Raw genomic sequence first — 16,136 nt, 5'->3', positions numbered from 1 at the left:
ACCGCCTCAGTGTGTGGTCGCCAACGCAGGCGCAGGTGTGGGCCGGTGGAAAAACTTCTCAAGGTACAAGTATATGACCGGTGTAGTGAACAGCGTCAGCGCCTGGCTCACCAGCAAGCCGCCGACCACCGCGATACCCAGTGGCTGGCGCAACTCGGCGCCGGCGCCATAGCCGAGCATCAGTGGCAGGGCGCCGAGCAGGGCCGCCAAGGACGTCATGATGATAGGACGGAACCGTGTGATGCAGGCCTCGAAGATCGCATCCTGCGGGGTGAGCCCGCGTGTACGCTGGGCCTCCAGGGCGAAGTCGATCAGCAGGATGCCGTTCTTCTTCACAATACCGATCAGCAGCACCAGGCCGATCAGCGCCATGATCGAAAAGTCCTGGCCCAGCAGCCACAACATGACCAGTGCACCCAGGCCCGCCGAGGGCAGGGTCGAGATGATGGTCAGCGGGTGCACAAAGCTCTCATACAGCACCCCCAGAATGATGTAGACCGCCACCAGCGCGGCGAGGATCAGCCACGGCTGGCTCGCCAGCGAACTCTGGAACGCCTGGGCGGCACCCTGGAAGTTGCCGATGATCGAGGTCGGCATGCCGATCTCGTTTTTCGCCTGGTTAAGCAGGATCACCGCATCGCCCAGGGCCACGCCGGGCGCCAGGTTGAACGACAGGTTGGCGGCCGGGAACATGCCATCGTGGCTGATGGACAAGGGCCCGACCGTGGGGGCATCGACGCTGGCCAGTGCCGACAGTGGCACCATCTCATTGGTCAGGGGCGAGCGCAGGTAGAAGTAGTTCAGGCTTTCGGCCTTGCCGCGCTGGCGGGTGTCGAGTTCCAGCACCACCTGGTACTGGTTGATTTCGGTCTGGAACTCGTTGACCTGGCGTTGCCCGAAGGCATCGTACAGCGCCTGGTCGACGTCGGTGGCGGTCAGGCCGAAGCGTGCAGCCGCGCGGCGGTCGATGGTGATGTGGGTGATGCTGCCGCCCAGTTGCAGGTCGTTGGAAATATCGCGGAACGCCGGAATGGAGCGCAGTTTTTCGGTCAGGCGTTGGGTCCAGGTATTGAGCGTCGCGCCGTCGTTGCTTTTGAGCACGTATTGGTACTGGCTGCGGCTGGGGCCCGAGCTGAGGTTGATGTCCTGGCCGGCGCGCAGATACAGGACAATCCCCGGTACTGCGGCCAACTTGGGCCGGATGCGGTCGATGAATTGGCTGGCGGACACGTCCCTGTCACCCCGGTCCACGAGGGAGATCCAGAAGCGGCCGTTGGCGATGGTCTGGTTGCTGCCGGTGACGCCGACGGAGTGGGAGAAGGCTCGCACGGCAGGGTCGGCCTTCATGATTTCGGCCAGTGCTTTGTGCTTGGCAACCATGTCCGGATACGACACGTCCGCTGCGGCTTCGCTGGTGCCGAGCACGAAACCGGTGTCCTGTACCGGGAAGAAACCCTTGGGGATAAACACGTAGCCGACCACGGCCAGGCCCAGGCTCAGCAGGAAAATACCTGCCATCGTGCGTTGATGGGCCAGGGCACGTCGCAGGTTTCTTTCGTACCCCGCCAGCAGGCGTTCACCAAAGCCGGGTTTGTCATGGGGCCGATGGTGGGGCGCCTTCATGAACAGCGCCGCCAGGGTCGGCGCAAGTGTCAGGGACACCACGACGGAAATCAGGATGGTCGAGGTGGCGGTCAAGGCGAATTCCTTGAACAGCCTGCCGACCACGCCGCCCATGAACAGCAGCGGGATAAACGCGGCCACCAACGACACGCTGATCGACACCACGGTAAAGCCAATCTCGCTGGCACCCTTGATCGCCGCCTCGCGCTTGTCCAGGCCGGTTTCGAGATGGCGATGGATGTTCTCCACCACCACGATCGCATCGTCCACCACAAACCCCACGGCCACCACGATGGCGACCAGGGTCAGGTTGTTCAGGCTGAAGCCCATCACGTACATCAGCGCAAAGCTGGCAATCAGCGACACGCCCAGCACGCTGGACACAATGATGGTGGCCGACCACTGGCGCAGGAAAATCGCCATCACCCCTACCACCAGCAGGATGGCGATCAGCAGGGTCATTTCCACTTCGTGCAGCGAGGCACGGATGGTGGTGGTGCGGTCCATCAGCACGCTGACCTGGACCGAGGCCGGCAGCATGGCTTCCAGGCGCGGCATTTCGGCTTGGATGCGTTCTACGGTCTCGACAATGTTGGCGCCGGGCTGGCGAGTAATCACCAGGTTGACGCCGGGAGTGTCAACCGCCCAGGCCTGGACGTAGGCGTTTTCCGAGCCATTGACCACCTTGGCCACATCCCGCAGTTGCACGGGGGCGCCGTTCTTGTAGGAGATGATCAGGTCGCCGTATTCATCCGGGTGAAACAGCTGGTCGTTGGTCGCCAGGGTCGACACGCTGTTCTTGCCGTACAGCGCGCCCTTGGCCAGGTTCAGGCTGGATTGCTGGATGGCCAGGCGAACGTCCGCCAGGGTCAGGCCGATGGCTGCGAGCTTGTCGGGCGAGGCCTGCACGCGGATCGCCGGGCGTTGCTGGCCGGTGATATTGATCTGGCCGACGCCGTCGACCTGGCTGAGCTGCCGGGCCAGCAGGGTTTCTACCAGGTCGCTCAACTCGGTACCGGGCATGTCATGGGAACTGACGCTGATGATCAGCACCGGGCTGTCTGCCGGGTTGACTTTGCGCCAGGTCGGCAGGCTCGGCATATCACTGGGCAGTTTGCCGGCCGCGGTGTTGATGGCGGCCTGCACCTCCTGCGCCGCCGTGTCGATGCTCTTGTCGAGGGTGAATTGCAGGGTCAGCAGGCTTGATCCCAGGGCGCTGCTGGAGGTCATCTGGGTCATGCCAGGGATGGCACTGAATTGCACTTCCAGCGGCGTCGCCACGGAGGACGCCATGGTGTCGGGGCTGGCGCCGGGTAGCTGGGCGGTCACCTGGATCGTTGGGAATTCGGCTTCCGGCAGAGGGGCGATCGGCAGTCTGGGGAACGCGATCACCCCCAGCAGCACCAGGGCGAATGTCAGCAGCAGGGTGGCGACCGGGCGATCAATGCACCAGGCGGAAACCGACCCCCGCGCCGTCATGGCTGCACCTTGGCGTCAGCGGTCTGGATCACCTGGGGTGGCTCCTTGAGAATCTCGATCTTGGCACCGGACTTGAGGCGCGACTGGCCATCACTGACCAGCACGTCACCGGCCTGGATGCCCTTGAGGATATTGAGTTCGCTGTCCTGGTACAGCACCTGCACCGGCACGATGTCCACCTTGTCGCCGTTGACGCGATACACGAAGTGCGAGTCCAGGCCTCGCTGCACCACGGTCGGCGGCACGGCCAGGGCGTTGCGGTCGAGGGCGGTCTGGATCTTGATCGTCACCAGCTGGCCCGGCCAGAGCTTCTGCGTGTTGTTACGGAACTCGGCTTTGGCGCGGATAGTGCCAGTGGTGCTGTTGATCTGGTTGTCGATCAGGCTCAGGCGGCCTTCGCCCAGCAGCTCACTGTGTTCACCTTCGGTATCGGCACCGAGAAAGGCGTCGACGCTGGCCGGGTGCTCGGCGGCGATCAGCCCCTGCAAGGTCGGCAGCATTTGCTGTGGCAGGGAAAACTCCACGGCGATGGGATCGATCTGGGTGACGGAGAACAACCCTTGGGTGTCGCTCATGCGAAGGAAGTTGCCCTCGTCCACCGTACGAATGCCGACGCGGCCTGTAACCGGGGAACGAATCTGTGTGTACGAAAGCTGAACCTGGGCCGAGTCGATCGCGGCCTGATTGCCTTGCGCCGTGGCTTTCAACTGGTTGACCAGGGCTTGTTGCTGGTCGTAGGTCTGTTTCGACACGCCGTCGTCGATGCTCAATTCCTTGTAGCGCTTGAGGTTGACCAATGCCACTTGCAACTGCGCCTGGCTCTCGCCCAACTGCGCCTTGGCCTGGTCGAGGCTGGCGCGGATCGAACGGTCGTCGATGGTTGCCAGCAGGTCGCCGGCCTTGACCAGTTGGCCTTCCTTGACCAGCAGTTTGGTGAGGATGCCGTCGATCTGCGGGCGGATCACCACGCTGTGCAGCGACAGCACCGAACCGATGCCGCTGACATAACGCGGCAGGTCCTGTTCGACCACGTTGATCACGCGCACCGGCACGGCCGTCGACGCCACCAGTTTGGTCTTGGCGGGCCGGGTGAACACCCAGGCTGCGATGACCACTATCACGAGGATGCCTGCGATCAAGGCGGTGTTGCGTCGAGTAAGCATGCTGAGGGCGCCGGGACAGAAAGTGGGAGGATGAAGGCGTACTTATAGCCTGTGGACCCGGTCAACAAAGTGACCGCTATCTGACAGCGCTGTCAGTTAAGGTAGGACCATTCGTACAGGCGGTGGTTAAAGATTAGGGAGGCACAGGTATACTGCGCGCCAGTGGGGCCCGCAAGCCGGCCTCGCCTCCTTTTCTGCACGCCCCGGAGCTTCCATGACTTCCCCGACACACCCCCCTGTTGAAGCGGCCGACCTCGTCGATCCGGCCGACGCTCAAAGCGTTGAAAAAGCCGAGATCCCGGCGTTCAAGTTTCCGTTCAAGCCGGGGGAATTGGCCGGGGCCAAGCCTGCCGCGCAGCCTTGGTACAAGGGCGGTGCCAAGAACGGCCATACCAAGACCCCAGGCATGGCACCACCGGGTACACGTCGCTCGATGGGTAAACGCTGAGAGTAATGGGTCACACATTGCGTCGATTGTTGCCTACAGCGTTAGTCGACATTTCTGCTTGTAGGTCCGTCTCCATTTCTTGAAAGCTTGCGCAGCATTGGTCTCGCCCCGGTTGATGTCGACTGGGGCGGTTGCTGCCGTTTTTCAGGAAAAGGATGTTTCCGTGGTCTTGATACACATTTGTGTAGCGCTTGCCTTGTTACTCTCCGTTGATGCGGTCGCGGTCGTCGAGCAACCGCGCGAAGAAATCCGTTTCGGCGTTGCCGCACTCTTTCCCCCTTTCCAGAACCGTAACCCGCAAGGGCAGTTGGTCGGCTTGAACATCGAGTTGGGTAACGCCCTGTGCACGCAACTCAACGTGCGATGTACCTGGGTCGACCAGCGGGTCGTCGAGGACTTTTCCTCCCTGGAAGCCCGGCAATTCGACGCGATCATGGGCATTGCGCCGACGCCGAAACGGCGCCAATGGGTGAGTTTCACCGACAACCTCCATCCCTTCACCACCCGCCTGGTTGCCCGCAGAACGTCAGGCCTGAGGCCGACTGCGCGTTCCCTGCGCGGCAAGCGCGTAGGGGTGTTGCTGGGCAGTAATCGTGAAGCCTTTGCGCGTTCGCAGTGGGAGCCGCAAGGTGTGCTGATCAAAAGTTTCTGGCTTAACCAGGAGTTGGTCCGCAGCCTGGTTGCCGGTGATATCGACGCCACGTTGCAAGGCTCGGTGGAGATCCGCGAGGCGCTGCTCGACACGGCCGACGGCGAGGGGTTCGACTTTCTTGGTCCCGCCGTTTCGGCTGACCTGCTCGGTGACGGCGTATCGATCGCCCTGCGCAAGACCGACACCGCGTTGCGCAACCAACTCAACCGCGCGCTGGAGCAACTGAGGCAGAGCGGCGAATACCAGCGCATCCTGCAGCCCTATCGGCTTGATGCTCCGTTTGCCATGCAGTGATGGCTAATTAATTGCGCGGAACATGAGCTGGATCAATCTTTGCCCTTTCGGTGCGCTTAGAGTCGACGCCCTGCCGACTCCTCCAATAATTACGAGCGCGCTTATCCATGAAGATCAATCTGCCGGTCACCGGTCGAAATGTGGACTTTGCCCCTGACGCCAACATCCTTTCGACCACCGACCTGACAGGCGCGATTACCTACGCCAACGGGGACTTCATCGACGTTTGTGGCTATAGCCGCGAGGAACTGCTCGGTTCACCCCACCATCTGTTACGTCATCCGGATATGCCGGCCGCTGCGTTTGCGCACATGTGGCGCACCCTGAAGAGCGGACGGTCGTGGATGGGCATGGTGAAGAACCGTTGCAAGAACGGCGACCATTATTGGGTCAGTGCCTACGCCACACCGGTGACACGCGAGGGTAAGGCGGTGGAGTACCAGTCGGTGCGCACCAAGCCCGACACGCGCCGGGTGGTGGCAGCGGAGCGCGCGTATGCGCAGTTACGGGCGGGCAAGCGCCGCAGACTGCCGGCGTTCGGCATGGGGGCGAAGTTATCGGCTTGGGTGATTGGCACCAGTGGTATGACCTGGGCATTGGGTTTGGTCACCTATTCCCTCGCTTGGCAACTGCTGGCCTTGGTGGCGGGGTGTGCGGTGGGGGCTGCGGGGGTCAAGGTGATCATGCGCCCTCTCGCACAGTTGAATCAGCGGGCGCGGCTGATTGCAGACAACCCCCTGAGCCAGGCGATCTACACCGGGCGCAGCGACGAGTGCGGGCAGGTCGAGTTCGCCTTGCAGATGCTCGAAGCCCAGGTGGGCGCGGTAGTGGGGCGCATCGGTGATGCGTCGTTGCGTTTGTCCGGGCATGCGGCGCAACTGGTGGCGCATCTGGACAGCAGCCAGGCCAGCAGCCAGGGCCAGCAGGCCCAGACCGACCAAGTGGCGGCGGCGATCCACCAGATGGCCGCCAGCGTTGCCGAAGTCGCCAACCATGCGCTGGAGGCCTCCAAGGCCGCCGACCAGGCCGGCAGTGAAACCCGTGAAGGTCACCAGCGCGTCGATGAGAGCCGCGATGCGGTGCTGCGCCTGTCCGATGAGCTGGCGCGCGCGACACAGGTGATCCATCAACTGGAAAGCCACAGCGGTGAAATCAGCGGCGTACTGGAGGTGATCCGCGCGATTGCCGAGCAGACCAACCTGCTGGCTCTCAACGCCGCCATTGAGGCTGCGCGCGCGGGTGAACAGGGGCGGGGTTTTGCCGTGGTCGCCGATGAAGTACGCGGCCTGGCCCAGCGCACCCAGCAATCCACCAACGAAATCCAGCGCATGATCAGCACCCTGCAAAGCGGCGCGCGCGATGCCGTGCAAGCCATGGCCCACAGCAGCGAACATGTCGAGGCCAGTGTCCAGCAGGCGCAGCGGGCAGCGGCGGCCTTGGACGGTATCAGCCAGCGCGTGACCCAGATCACCGCCATGAGCCAGCAGATCGCGGCGGCGGTGGAAGAGCAGAGCGCCGTCAGCGAAGACATCAATCGCAATATCGTTGGCATCCGCAACGCCGGTGAGGCCACCGTCAACGCTGGCCGGCAAAGCCAGCTCAGTTCTGGCGATGTGGCGACGCTGGCCGATGACTTGCGGCAGCTGGCGCAGGAGTTCTGGGGCAGGCGGCACTGATCTGGGTTGGCGTTGAATGTGCTGGCCTCATCGCGGGCAAGCCCGCTCCCACATTTTGGAATGCGATTCCCCGTGGGAGCGGGCTTGCCCGCGATGAGGCCAGTCGGCCTTACGCAGCCCTCAACGAAATAAACGCATAGTTGGCCGGCACCTCGGTGGCAATCTGCGCGCCGGCATCCAGCAACTGTTCGGCGATGTCCATCCCCGACACATGGAACACCCACTCGTTTGACACGGCGGGCTGGTCAACGGCCAAGGCGATCGCCTGGGCAAAGGCATGCATGTCCGGCAGGTAGGCAGTAAACCCGTCGCCCTTGAGCGCCGTGGTGCGAATGCCCAGCAAGGCGCAGACGGCTTCCTTGGTTTGCACGTCATCACGGTCGGCCTGGCGTGAACGGCGAATCAGCTCGGCTAATTCCTGATCCATCAGTTCGCCGCCAACGATCAGCGCCGGCCCTTGCTCCCAGGATTCTGGCGGGCAGTCCTTGGCGGCCGGGTTCAATGGAATGTGCGGATTGATCTCCATCGGGTAGATACGGCACACCAATGGCCGGCGCTCGTAGATGCGGCAACGGTCGTCTTCGTCAAGATTCCGGCAGCGCCCGGCGTTGTAAGCGGCAAAGGTGATTGCCACAAACGCCTCGGTATTGCCGCTGGGCACCACCACCGAACGACGCTCGGCGTGTTCGCGTTGGGCCTGTGGCAGGCCCAGGCCATTGCCCAGGAAACCCTCCACCAGAACAATGACGTTTCCGCCGTCAGCCGCCCACTGCCGGGCTTCGTCGAGGGTCAGGGGCACGTGATGGTCGGTGCAGCATTTGCCGCAACCCACGCAGGAAAAGTGAGTATTCATGGAGGATCTGTCACCAGGCAAGGTCAGAGGGCACTCTCGAACGGCGGCGGGTTTTTACCTCTATCCGCCGTTCAGGCTCTCTGGAAGCAAGTTGTGCGCCAGTGCCTATCAGTGGTCTTGCACGACATCGCGCAGGACAAACCGCATGCCCGCACTTTCGTACAACTGCCGGGCACGCCCGTTGCTCTCCAGCACCTTGAGGTCCACGTAGGGTTCGCCCCGTTGCTTGAACACGTGGAAGGTGTGCAGCAACAAGGCCCGACCCAGCCCCTGGCCCTGGGCGCAGGGGTGTACGGACAGGTTCTTGATAAAGGCGCTGGTCCAGCACTGGGCCACGCCAAGGATGCCATCGCGGTTACTGGCCACCAGGCACAGGCTGGGGTCGAACTCGGCATCGGTGGTGAACTGCTGGCGCCATTCCTCCAGACTGGCCACGCGGCCGCCGCCTTGCGCCTGGGGCATGCTCAACACGGCATGAATTGCCGGGGCCAGTTCATCGCGGTAATGGTCCAGCTGTGTACCCGCCGGCCATTGCGGCGCAGGCAGGCTGCCGAGGAGGTCGCGGCGTAGCAGCTGGAAGTATTCGGCCAAGGCTTACAGGCCCTTTTGTGCCACGGTCTGGGCCGCGACCACCAGGCACTTGGTCAACTCGGGCGAGGAGAACTTGGTCAGCACCGCGTCGGCACCGGCCAGGCGGGCTTTCTCGCTGTTCATCGCGCTGTCCAGGGAGGTGTGCAACAGCACATAGAGGTCCTTGAAATCCGGGGTTTCGCGCAGGGTGCGGGTGAGCGCATAGCCGTCCATTTCAGACATCTCGATGTCCGACACCACCACGTTGATCTGCTCCACCGTGCCTTGCAGCTCCAGCAGCACATCAATGGCTTCCTTGGCGCTGCGGGCGGTGTGGCAGGTCAGGCCGAGGTTGCGCAAGGTGTGCACCGATTGCTGCAGGGCGACCTGGCTGTCGTCCACCACCAAAATCCGCGCATTGCCCAGCACTTCGGCCTCTTCCATGGTCAGGTCGGTGGGCGCCGCTTCGATCGGTGCCGGCGCTATGCCGTGGATGACTTTCTCGATATCCAGCACCTGCACCAGCCCGCCTTCCACCTGGGTGACCCCGGTGATGAACGCACGGTTGCCGCCGGAACCATAGGGCGGCGGGCGAATGTCGGTGGTCAGACAGTGCACGATCTTGCTCACCGCCTGCACATGCAGGCCCTGCTTGGAGCGACTCACGTCGGTGACGATCAGGCAGCCGCCGTCGGGGTCTTGCAGGGGCATTTCCCCCAGGGCACGGCTCAGGTCAATCACCGACAGCGAGGCGCCGCGCAGGGTGGCGATGCCTTTGACGTGCGGGTGGGATTCCGGCAGCCGGGTCAGGGGCGGGCAGGGGATGATTTCGCTGACTTTCAGCAGGTTGATCGCCATCAGCTTGCCGCTGCGCAAGGTAAAGAGCAGAAGCGAGAGTGAATCTGCGCGGGCTTTGGTGGTGGACATAAAAACCTTCTGTGGATCAGGGATGACGATCTATACAGAGTTATCGACCCGCACGCCAAAAACTGTAGACGTTACCTGTGGCGAGCGAGCTTGCTCCCGCTGGGCTGCGAAGCGGCCCTAAAAGCTAAGGAGCGCTCCGCACTCCAGCGCGAGCAAGCTCGCTCGCCACAACAAGCCGGGCTCCTACAGGTTAAGGGGAGCAATCGGGGCTGCTGAATCAGCCCTTCCAGACTTGCGGGTTTACCAGATCCTGCGGGCGCTCGCCCAGCAAGGCACTGCGCAGGTTGGCGAGGGCGCGGTTGGCCATGGCTTCGCGGGTTTCATGGGTCGCCGAGCCGATATGCGGCAGGGTCACCGCGTTGCTCAGTTGGAACAGCGGCGACTCCGCCAACGGCTCCTGCTCGTACACATCCAGCCCGGCGCCACGAATACGCTGGGTCTGCAAGGCTTCGATCAACGCCGGTTCATCAACGACCGGGCCACGGGAAATGTTGATCAGGATCGCACTGGACTTCATCAAGCCCAGCTCGCGGGTGCTGATCAGGTGACGGGTCTTGTCACTCAACGGCACCACCAGGCACACGAAATCCGACTCGGCCAGCAGTTGGTCCAGGCTGCGGTACTGCGCGCCCAACTCCTGTTCCAGCGCGGTCTTGCGGCTGTTGCCGCTGTACAGGATCGGCATGTTGAAGCCCAGGCGCCCACGTCGGGCCACGGCTGCGCCGATATTGCCCATGCCGACGATGCCCAGGGTCTTGCCGTGCACATCGCAGCCAAACAGCGGTGCGCCGACGCTGGCTTTCCATTGGCCGGCCTTGGTCCAGGCGTCCAGCTCGGCTACCCGACGCGCGCTGCTCATCAGCAGGGCGAAGGCCAGGTCAGCAGTGCTTTCAGTGAGCACGTCGGGGGTGTTGGTGAGCATGATCCCGCGCTCGTTGAAGTAGGGCACGTCGTAGTTGTCGTAGCCCACCGACACGCTGGACACCACCTCCAGCTTGCTTGCACCTTCCAACTGCGCGCGACCCAGCTTGCGGCCCACACCGATCAAGCCGTGGGCATGGGGCAGGGCTTCATTGAATTGAGCGTTGATGTCCCCGCGCTTGGGGTCGGGCACGATCACCTCGAATTCCTGTTGCAGGCGTTCGATCATTGGCGGGGTGATACGGCTGAAGGCGAGGACAGTCTTTTTCATTGCAGGCGGGCTCATCGACTACGGGAGAATGCCAAGCACGCTAACATTCTTATCCAAAGTTGTCAGGACACCACCGAACCAATGTGAACACTGCTCAAAATGTGGGAGCGGGCTTGCTCGCGAAGACGGAGTGTCAGTCAATACATCTTTGTCTGATACACCGCTTTCGCGAGCAAGCCCGCTCCCACATTTGATCTTTATTGACGGTTAGAGATCAGGTGGCCATGCGCACGCCGCCCAGGCCGCCGCTCAGTTCATAGGCGGCCAACTCCGCCTGGTGCGCTGCGAGGATTTCCGGCAGCGAACCGCGCAGGTATTCCACCCAGGTCTTGATCTTCGCATCCAGGTATTGGCGTGACGGGTAGATGGCGTACAGGTTCAGTTCCTGCGAGCGGTAGGTCGGCATCACCCGTACCAGCGTGCCGTTACGCAAACCTTCGATGGCCGCGTACACCGGCAACAGGCCGACGCCCATGCCGCTGGTGATCGCGGTTTTCATCGCATCGGCCGAGTTCACCAGGAACGGCGAGGTGTTGATCGCCACGCTTTCCTGGCCTTCGGGGCCGTTGAAGGTCCATTTGTCCAACTGGATCACCGGGCTCACCAGGCGCAGGCAGGCGTGGTTGAGCAGGTCCTGCGGACGTTGCGCACAGCCTTTGGCCTTGACGTAGTCCGGCGAGGCGCAGGCGATGCTGTAGGTAATACCCAGGCGCTGGGACACAAACCCCGAGTCCGGCAGTTCGCTGGCCAGCACGATGGACACGTCGTAGCCCTCGTCGAGCAGGTCCGGCACGCGGTTGGCCAGGGTCAGGTCGAAGGTCACGTCCGGGTGGGTGCGGCGGTAGCGGGCAATGGCGTCGATGACGAAATGCTGGCCGATACCGGTCATGGTGTGGACTTTCAACTGCCCGGCCGGGCGCGCGTGGGCGTCGCTGGCTTCGGCCTCGGCTTCTTCGACGTAGGCCAGGATCTGCTCGCAGCGCAGCAGGTAGCGCTTGCCGGCTTCGGTCAGCGCAATACGGCGGGTGGTGCGGTTGAGCAAGCGGGTTTGCAGGTGGGCCTCAAGGTTGGAGACCGCGCGCGAGACGTTGGCTGTGGTGGTGTCCAGTTGCACGGCGGCGGCGGTGAAGCTGCCGGCTTCGGCCACGCAACTGAAGGCGCGCATGTTTTGCAAAGTGTCCATGGAGTGTTCTCAGGGGAGATAACAAATTGTGACAGAAAGTTACGCCGTCCAGTGATCCCTACCAACGGATTATCGCCTGAACGGTAACAAAGATTCACAGGAATGCCAGCTTATCGTCCTCCATGCCGCCGCCTAGAATTGCGCCACCTTTCCCGCTCCACCTCTCAGGAATACGCGTGCCGTGCCGCTTCGCATCAGCAGAGAGCTAAAGACTCTCAGTGTTTTGGCCTTATCGTTAGCAATCAGCGGCTGCATCGGAACCGGAGGAATCGCCCCCCAAGGCCGGGCCCTCAGCGTCAACTCCCTGGCCACCGACGAAGCGATCCAGAGCGCCGCCCGCGACGCCCGTTGGCCCACCGCGCAATGGTGGCAAACATACGGCGACCCGCAACTGAACCGCTGGGTCGACCTCGCCACGCAAAACAGCCCGAGCCTGGCCATGGCCGCCGCCCGTGTGCGCCAGGCCCGTGCCATGGCCGGGGTTGCCGAATCGGCCGAGTCGTTGCAGGTCAACAGCGACACCAGCCTCAAGCGCCACAACTGGCCGAAAGATCAGTTCTACGGCCCGGGTGAACTCAGCGGTGCCAACACCTGGGACAACAATGCGTCCCTGGGCCTGAGCTACGCCCTGGACCTGTGGGGGCGTGAAAGTAACACCACCGAGCGTGCTGTCGACCTGGCACACATGAGCGTTGCCGAAGCGCGCCTGGCCCAGCTCGAACTGCAGAACAACGTGGTGCGCGCCTATATCCAACTGTCGTTGCACTACGCCCACCGCGACATCGTTGCCGCCACCCTGGCCCAGCAACAGCAGATCCTGGACCTGGCCAACAAACGCCTGAACGCTGGCATCGGCACCCACTTCGACGTCAGCCAGGCCGAGACCCCGTTGCCGGAAACCCATCGCCAGCTGGATGCGCTCGATGAAGAAATCGCCTTGACCCGCAACCAATTGGCGGCGCTGGCGGGCAAGGGCCCGGGGGAGGGCGCGCACTTGCAGCGCCCGACACTGGCCTTGGCCGCCCCGCTGGCATTGCCGTCGAGCCTGCCCGCGCAACTGCTCGGCCAACGCCCGGACGTGGTCGCCAGCCGCTGGCAAGTGGCGGCGCAGGCCCGTGGTATCGACGTGGCCCATGCCGGCTTCTACCCCAACGTCGACCTGGTCGGCAGCCTGGGCTACATGGCCACCGGCGGCGGCATGCTGGAATTCCTGGCCGGCAAGAAATTCAACTACAACGTCGGCCCGGCGATCACCTTGCCGATCTTCGACGGTGGCCGCCTGCGCGCCGAACTGGGCGAAGCCAGCGCGGGTTATGACATTGCCGTCGCCAAGTACAACCAGACCCTGGTCAATGCGCTCAAGGGCATCAGCGACCAGTTGATCCGTCGCGAATCCATGGACAAACAAGCGACCTTCGCCGCGCAATCGGTGGCCTCGGCGCAGAAAACCTACGACATCGCGATGATCGCCTATCAGCGCGGCCTCACCGATTACCTCAACGTGCTGAACACCCAGACCTTGCTGTTCCATCAGCAACAGATCGAGCAGCAAGTGCAGGCCGCGCGGCTGAGTGCCCATGCCGAACTGATCACCGCCCTGGGCGGTGGCCTGGGAGCGGGCAACGATGTGCCGCAGGACGCCAAGACGCTCCCGAGCAAGACCCCGGCGGCGCTGGCCGTGTTTGATCACTGAGTAGGTGTCGATGACTCCCTTGCCTGCACCGCTGCGCTGGCTGCATTCCCTTGAGTGGCGCCGCGGTTTTTTCGACTGGGCACGCAGCGACGGCGTGACCTGGGTGTATATCTTCAAGGTGCTGATCGCCGCGTTCCTCACGCTGTGGCTGGCCATGCGCCTGGAGTTGCCGCAACCGCGAACCGCGATGATCACCGTGTTCATCGTGATGCAGCCCCAGAGCGGCCAGGTGTTCGCCAAGAGTTTCTATCGCTTCCTCGGCACCCTGGCGGGGTCGGCGGTGATGGTGTTTTTGATCGCCTTGTTTGCGCAAAACACCGAGCTGTTCCTCGGCGCACTGGCGATCTGGGTAGGTATCTGCACGGCTGGCGCCACGCGCAACCGTAACTTTCGCGCCTATGGTTTTGTGCTGGCCGGCTACACGGCGGCGATGGTCGGCTTGCCGGCCCTGGCCCATCCGGACGGTGCCTTTATGGCGGCGGTATGGCGCGTGCTGGAAATCTCCCTGGGGATTCTGTGCTCCACGCTGGTCAGCGCCGCGATCTTGCCGCAAACCTCCAGCGCCGCGATGCGCAATGCCTTGTACCAGCGTTTTGGCGTGTTCGCGCTGTTCGTCACCGACGGCTTGCGTGGGCGCAGCCAGCGCGAGGGCTTCGAGGCCAGCAACGTGCGCTTTATCGCGCAAGCCGTGGGCTTGGAAGGGCTGCGCAGTGTCACGGTGTTTGAAGACCCGCACATGCGTCGGCGCAATGGCCGGCTCAGTCGCTTGAACAGCGAATTCATGAGCATCACCACACGCTTCAACGCCTTGCACCAGTTGCTCGAACGCTTGCGTGCCGATGCGGCGGACCACGTGGTCGCTGCGATCAAGCCCGGTCTGCAGGACCTGGCCGAACTGCTCGATGGTTTTTCCGGCCGTGCCCTCACCAGCCCCGACGCCGCAGGGCTGGTGGCCCAACTCAGCGCCTACAAGGACGGCTTGCCCGCCAAGGTGCGTGCCCTGCGCACGGCCTTCCAGGAAGGTGAACCCAGCGAAGCCGAGCAGCTGGATTTCCACACCGCCTACGAGCTGCTTTACCGCTTCGTCGACGACCTGCACAACTACGCGCAAACCCATGCGTCACTGGCCGATCACAGCCACGAACGCGAACAGTGGGACGAAACCTTTACCCCCAAGACCAACTGGCTGGCCTGTGCGGCATCGGGCATTCGTGCGTCATTCATTCTGGTTGTGCTCGGCAGTTACTGGGTGGCCACGGCCTGGCCCAGCGGCGCGACCATGACCCTGATCGCCGCCGCCACCGTGGGCTTGTCTGCCGCTACGCCCAACCCGAAACGCATGGCCTTTCAAATGGCCTGCGGCACCTTCATTGGTGCGCTGGTGGGTTTTGTCGAAATGTTCTTCGTGTTCCCTTGGATCGACGGCTTCCCGCTGCTGTGCGTGATGCTTGCGCCGGTGATCATCTTCGGTTCGTTCCTGGCATCACGCCCCCAGTACGCCGGTGTTGGCGTGGGCCTGCTGATCTTCTTCAGTACCGGCTCGGTGCCCGACAACCTCACGGTCTACAACCCCTACACTTTCATCAACGACTACATCGCCATGGTCATCGGCATGCTGGTGTGCGCGGCGGCCGGCGCGATCATCCTGCCGCCCAACAGCCGCTGGTTGTGGCGCCGGCTGGAGCAGGACCTGCGTGAGCAGGTGGTGTATGCCATCAGCGGCAAGCTCAAGGGCCTGGCGTCGAGCTTTGAAAGCCGCACCCGCGACCTGCTGCACCAGGCTTACGGCCTCGCCGTCGGCCAGCCGCAGGTGCAGCGCGACCTGCTGCGCTGGATGTTCGTGGTGCTGGAAGTCGGCCACGCGATCATCGAATTGCGCAAGGAACAGGCGATTCTGCCGGTGCATCCGGCGTATGCCGAGTCCCAGCCGTGGCGCCAGGCGATCCGTGTGATGGGCCGTTCGCTGGTGCGGTTGTTCCTGCAACCCAGCGCCAGCAACCTGGAGCGCGGCTTGATCGCCGTAGACCATGCGATCAGCCGCGTGCAGGCCACCGACGAACCCTTCGCGCCGCACTTCGACACCTCGGCCCTGCGCCGGGTGAAAAGCTACCTGCACTTTATCCGCACCTCGTTGCTCGACCCGCAATCGCCCCTCGCTGCCCTCAAAGGAGCTGCGCATGCCCCGTGAAATCGCGTTCCACGGCATTTATATGCCGACCATGACCCTGATGTTCCTGATCGCGGCGGGGCTGGCCTGGGGCGTGGACCGCTTCCTGGCCGGGTACGACCTGTACCGTTTTTTCTGGCACCCGGCGTTGCTGCGCCTGAGCCTGTTCGTTTGTCTGTTCGGCGCGCTGGCGCTGACCGTCTACCGTTGAGAATG

At 63.1% G+C, this 16,136-nt stretch carries 13 protein-coding genes; 6 read left to right on the top strand and 7 right to left on the bottom strand.

All coding sequences use genetic code 11. The features are described 5' to 3' along the window. Window positions 1-6: 6 nt before the first annotated feature. A complete protein-coding gene (locus tag M2394_RS06410) occupies window positions 7-3,102 on the bottom strand; it encodes a multidrug efflux RND transporter permease subunit (RefSeq protein ID WP_178922782.1) in 3,096 nt (1,031 codons plus the stop codon). Continuing rightward, a complete protein-coding gene (locus M2394_RS06405) occupies window positions 3,099-4,265 on the bottom strand; it encodes an efflux RND transporter periplasmic adaptor subunit (protein ID WP_259171926.1) in 1,167 nt (388 codons plus the stop codon). The genes M2394_RS06410 and M2394_RS06405 overlap by 4 nt, the downstream gene beginning before the upstream one ends. Before the next feature lie 214 nt (window positions 4,266-4,479). On the opposite strand from M2394_RS06405, the gene M2394_RS06400 reads away from it, so the two are divergent. The 3 genes from M2394_RS06400 (at window position 4,480) to M2394_RS06390 (ending at window position 7,335) form a co-directional block, all read left to right on the top strand. Next, window positions 4,480-4,713 (top strand): hypothetical protein, encoded by a 234-nt coding sequence (locus M2394_RS06400; protein WP_178922786.1) that lies wholly within the window; start codon window positions 4,480-4,482, stop codon window positions 4,711-4,713. A gap of 163 nt (window positions 4,714-4,876) precedes the next feature. Next, on the top strand, window positions 4,877-5,659 hold the full coding sequence (locus M2394_RS06395; RefSeq protein WP_259171925.1) for a transporter substrate-binding domain-containing protein: 783 nt from the start codon (window positions 4,877-4,879) through the stop codon (window positions 5,657-5,659). A gap of 107 nt (window positions 5,660-5,766) precedes the next feature. Then, a complete protein-coding gene (locus M2394_RS06390; protein ID WP_259171924.1) occupies window positions 5,767-7,335 on the top strand; it encodes a PAS domain-containing methyl-accepting chemotaxis protein in 1,569 nt (522 codons plus the stop codon). A 109-nt stretch (window positions 7,336-7,444) separates the two neighbouring features. On the opposite strand, the gene M2394_RS06385 is transcribed toward M2394_RS06390, so the two are convergent. The 5 genes from M2394_RS06385 to M2394_RS06365 form a co-directional block, all read right to left on the bottom strand. Beyond that, complete coding sequence (locus M2394_RS06385) at window positions 7,445-8,188, bottom strand: YkgJ family cysteine cluster protein (RefSeq protein ID WP_178922792.1); 744 nt, start codon at window positions 8,186-8,188, stop codon at window positions 7,445-7,447. 108 nt (window positions 8,189-8,296) lie between these two features. Beyond that, window positions 8,297-8,779, bottom strand: coding sequence for an N-acetyltransferase (locus tag M2394_RS06380; protein ID WP_259171923.1), 483 nt, complete (start codon window positions 8,777-8,779; stop codon window positions 8,297-8,299). A 3-nt stretch (window positions 8,780-8,782) separates the two neighbouring features. After that, window positions 8,783-9,685, bottom strand: coding sequence for a chemotaxis protein CheV (locus M2394_RS06375; RefSeq protein ID WP_176995018.1), 903 nt, complete (start codon window positions 9,683-9,685; stop codon window positions 8,783-8,785). Between the two features lie 217 nt (window positions 9,686-9,902). Continuing rightward, window positions 9,903-10,877, bottom strand: coding sequence for a D-glycerate dehydrogenase (locus tag M2394_RS06370; RefSeq protein WP_259171922.1), 975 nt, complete (start codon window positions 10,875-10,877; stop codon window positions 9,903-9,905). Between the two features lie 214 nt (window positions 10,878-11,091). Continuing rightward, the gene (locus M2394_RS06365) at window positions 11,092-12,060 is read right to left on the bottom strand and encodes a LysR family transcriptional regulator (protein ID WP_176995016.1); all 969 of its coding nucleotides are present in this window, start codon (window positions 12,058-12,060) and stop codon (window positions 11,092-11,094) included. A gap of 181 nt (window positions 12,061-12,241) precedes the next feature. Between M2394_RS06365 and M2394_RS06360 the strand changes: the two genes are divergently transcribed. Genes M2394_RS06360 through M2394_RS06350 form a run of 3 tightly spaced genes read left to right on the top strand, consistent with a single transcriptional unit; the run spans window position 12,242 to window position 16,131 of the window. After that, entirely contained in the window at window positions 12,242-13,753 is a 1,512-nt protein-coding gene (locus M2394_RS06360; RefSeq protein WP_259171921.1) for an efflux transporter outer membrane subunit, read from the top strand. Window positions 13,754-13,763: 10 nt separating this feature from the next. Then, on the top strand, window positions 13,764-15,941 hold the full coding sequence (locus tag M2394_RS06355; RefSeq protein ID WP_259171920.1) for an FUSC family protein: 2,178 nt from the start codon (window positions 13,764-13,766) through the stop codon (window positions 15,939-15,941). Next, entirely contained in the window at window positions 15,931-16,131 is a 201-nt protein-coding gene (locus M2394_RS06350) for a DUF1656 domain-containing protein (RefSeq protein WP_176995013.1), read from the top strand. The genes M2394_RS06355 and M2394_RS06350 overlap by 11 nt, the downstream gene beginning before the upstream one ends. The last annotated feature ends 5 nt before the right edge of the window (window positions 16,132-16,136 follow it).

It is taken from the genome of Pseudomonas sp. BIGb0164 (assembly GCF_024810135.1).
Taxonomy (GTDB): Bacteria; Pseudomonadota; Gammaproteobacteria; order Pseudomonadales; family Pseudomonadaceae; genus Aquipseudomonas.
The sequence above is the reverse complement of the archived record's forward strand: the minus strand, read 5'-3'. Positions and strand labels throughout refer to the sequence as shown.

Excerpts from the sequence above, each read along its gene's own strand:
- M2394_RS06400 (WP_178922786.1), top strand. The coding sequence starts at position 4,480 with ATGACTTCCCCGACACACCCCCCTGTTGAAGCGGCCGACCTCGTCGAT.
- M2394_RS06390 (WP_259171924.1), top strand. The coding sequence starts at position 5,767 with ATGAAGATCAATCTGCCGGTCACCGGTCGAAATGTGGACTTTGCCCCT.
- M2394_RS06370 (WP_259171922.1), bottom strand. The coding sequence starts at position 10,877 with ATGAAAAAGACTGTCCTCGCCTTCAGCCGTATCACCCCGCCAATGATC.
- M2394_RS06350 (WP_176995013.1), top strand. The coding sequence starts at position 15,931 with ATGCCCCGTGAAATCGCGTTCCACGGCATTTATATGCCGACCATGACC.
- M2394_RS06355 (WP_259171920.1), top strand. The coding sequence starts at position 13,764 with ATGACTCCCTTGCCTGCACCGCTGCGCTGGCTGCATTCCCTTGAGTGG.
- M2394_RS06405 (WP_259171926.1), bottom strand. The coding sequence starts at position 4,265 with ATGCTTACTCGACGCAACACCGCCTTGATCGCAGGCATCCTCGTGATA.
- M2394_RS06365 (WP_176995016.1), bottom strand. The coding sequence starts at position 12,060 with ATGGACACTTTGCAAAACATGCGCGCCTTCAGTTGCGTGGCCGAAGCC.
- M2394_RS06410 (WP_178922782.1), bottom strand. The coding sequence starts at position 3,102 with ATGACGGCGCGGGGGTCGGTTTCCGCCTGGTGCATTGATCGCCCGGTC.
- M2394_RS06375 (WP_176995018.1), bottom strand. The coding sequence starts at position 9,685 with ATGTCCACCACCAAAGCCCGCGCAGATTCACTCTCGCTTCTGCTCTTT.
- M2394_RS06385 (WP_178922792.1), bottom strand. The coding sequence starts at position 8,188 with ATGAATACTCACTTTTCCTGCGTGGGTTGCGGCAAATGCTGCACCGAC.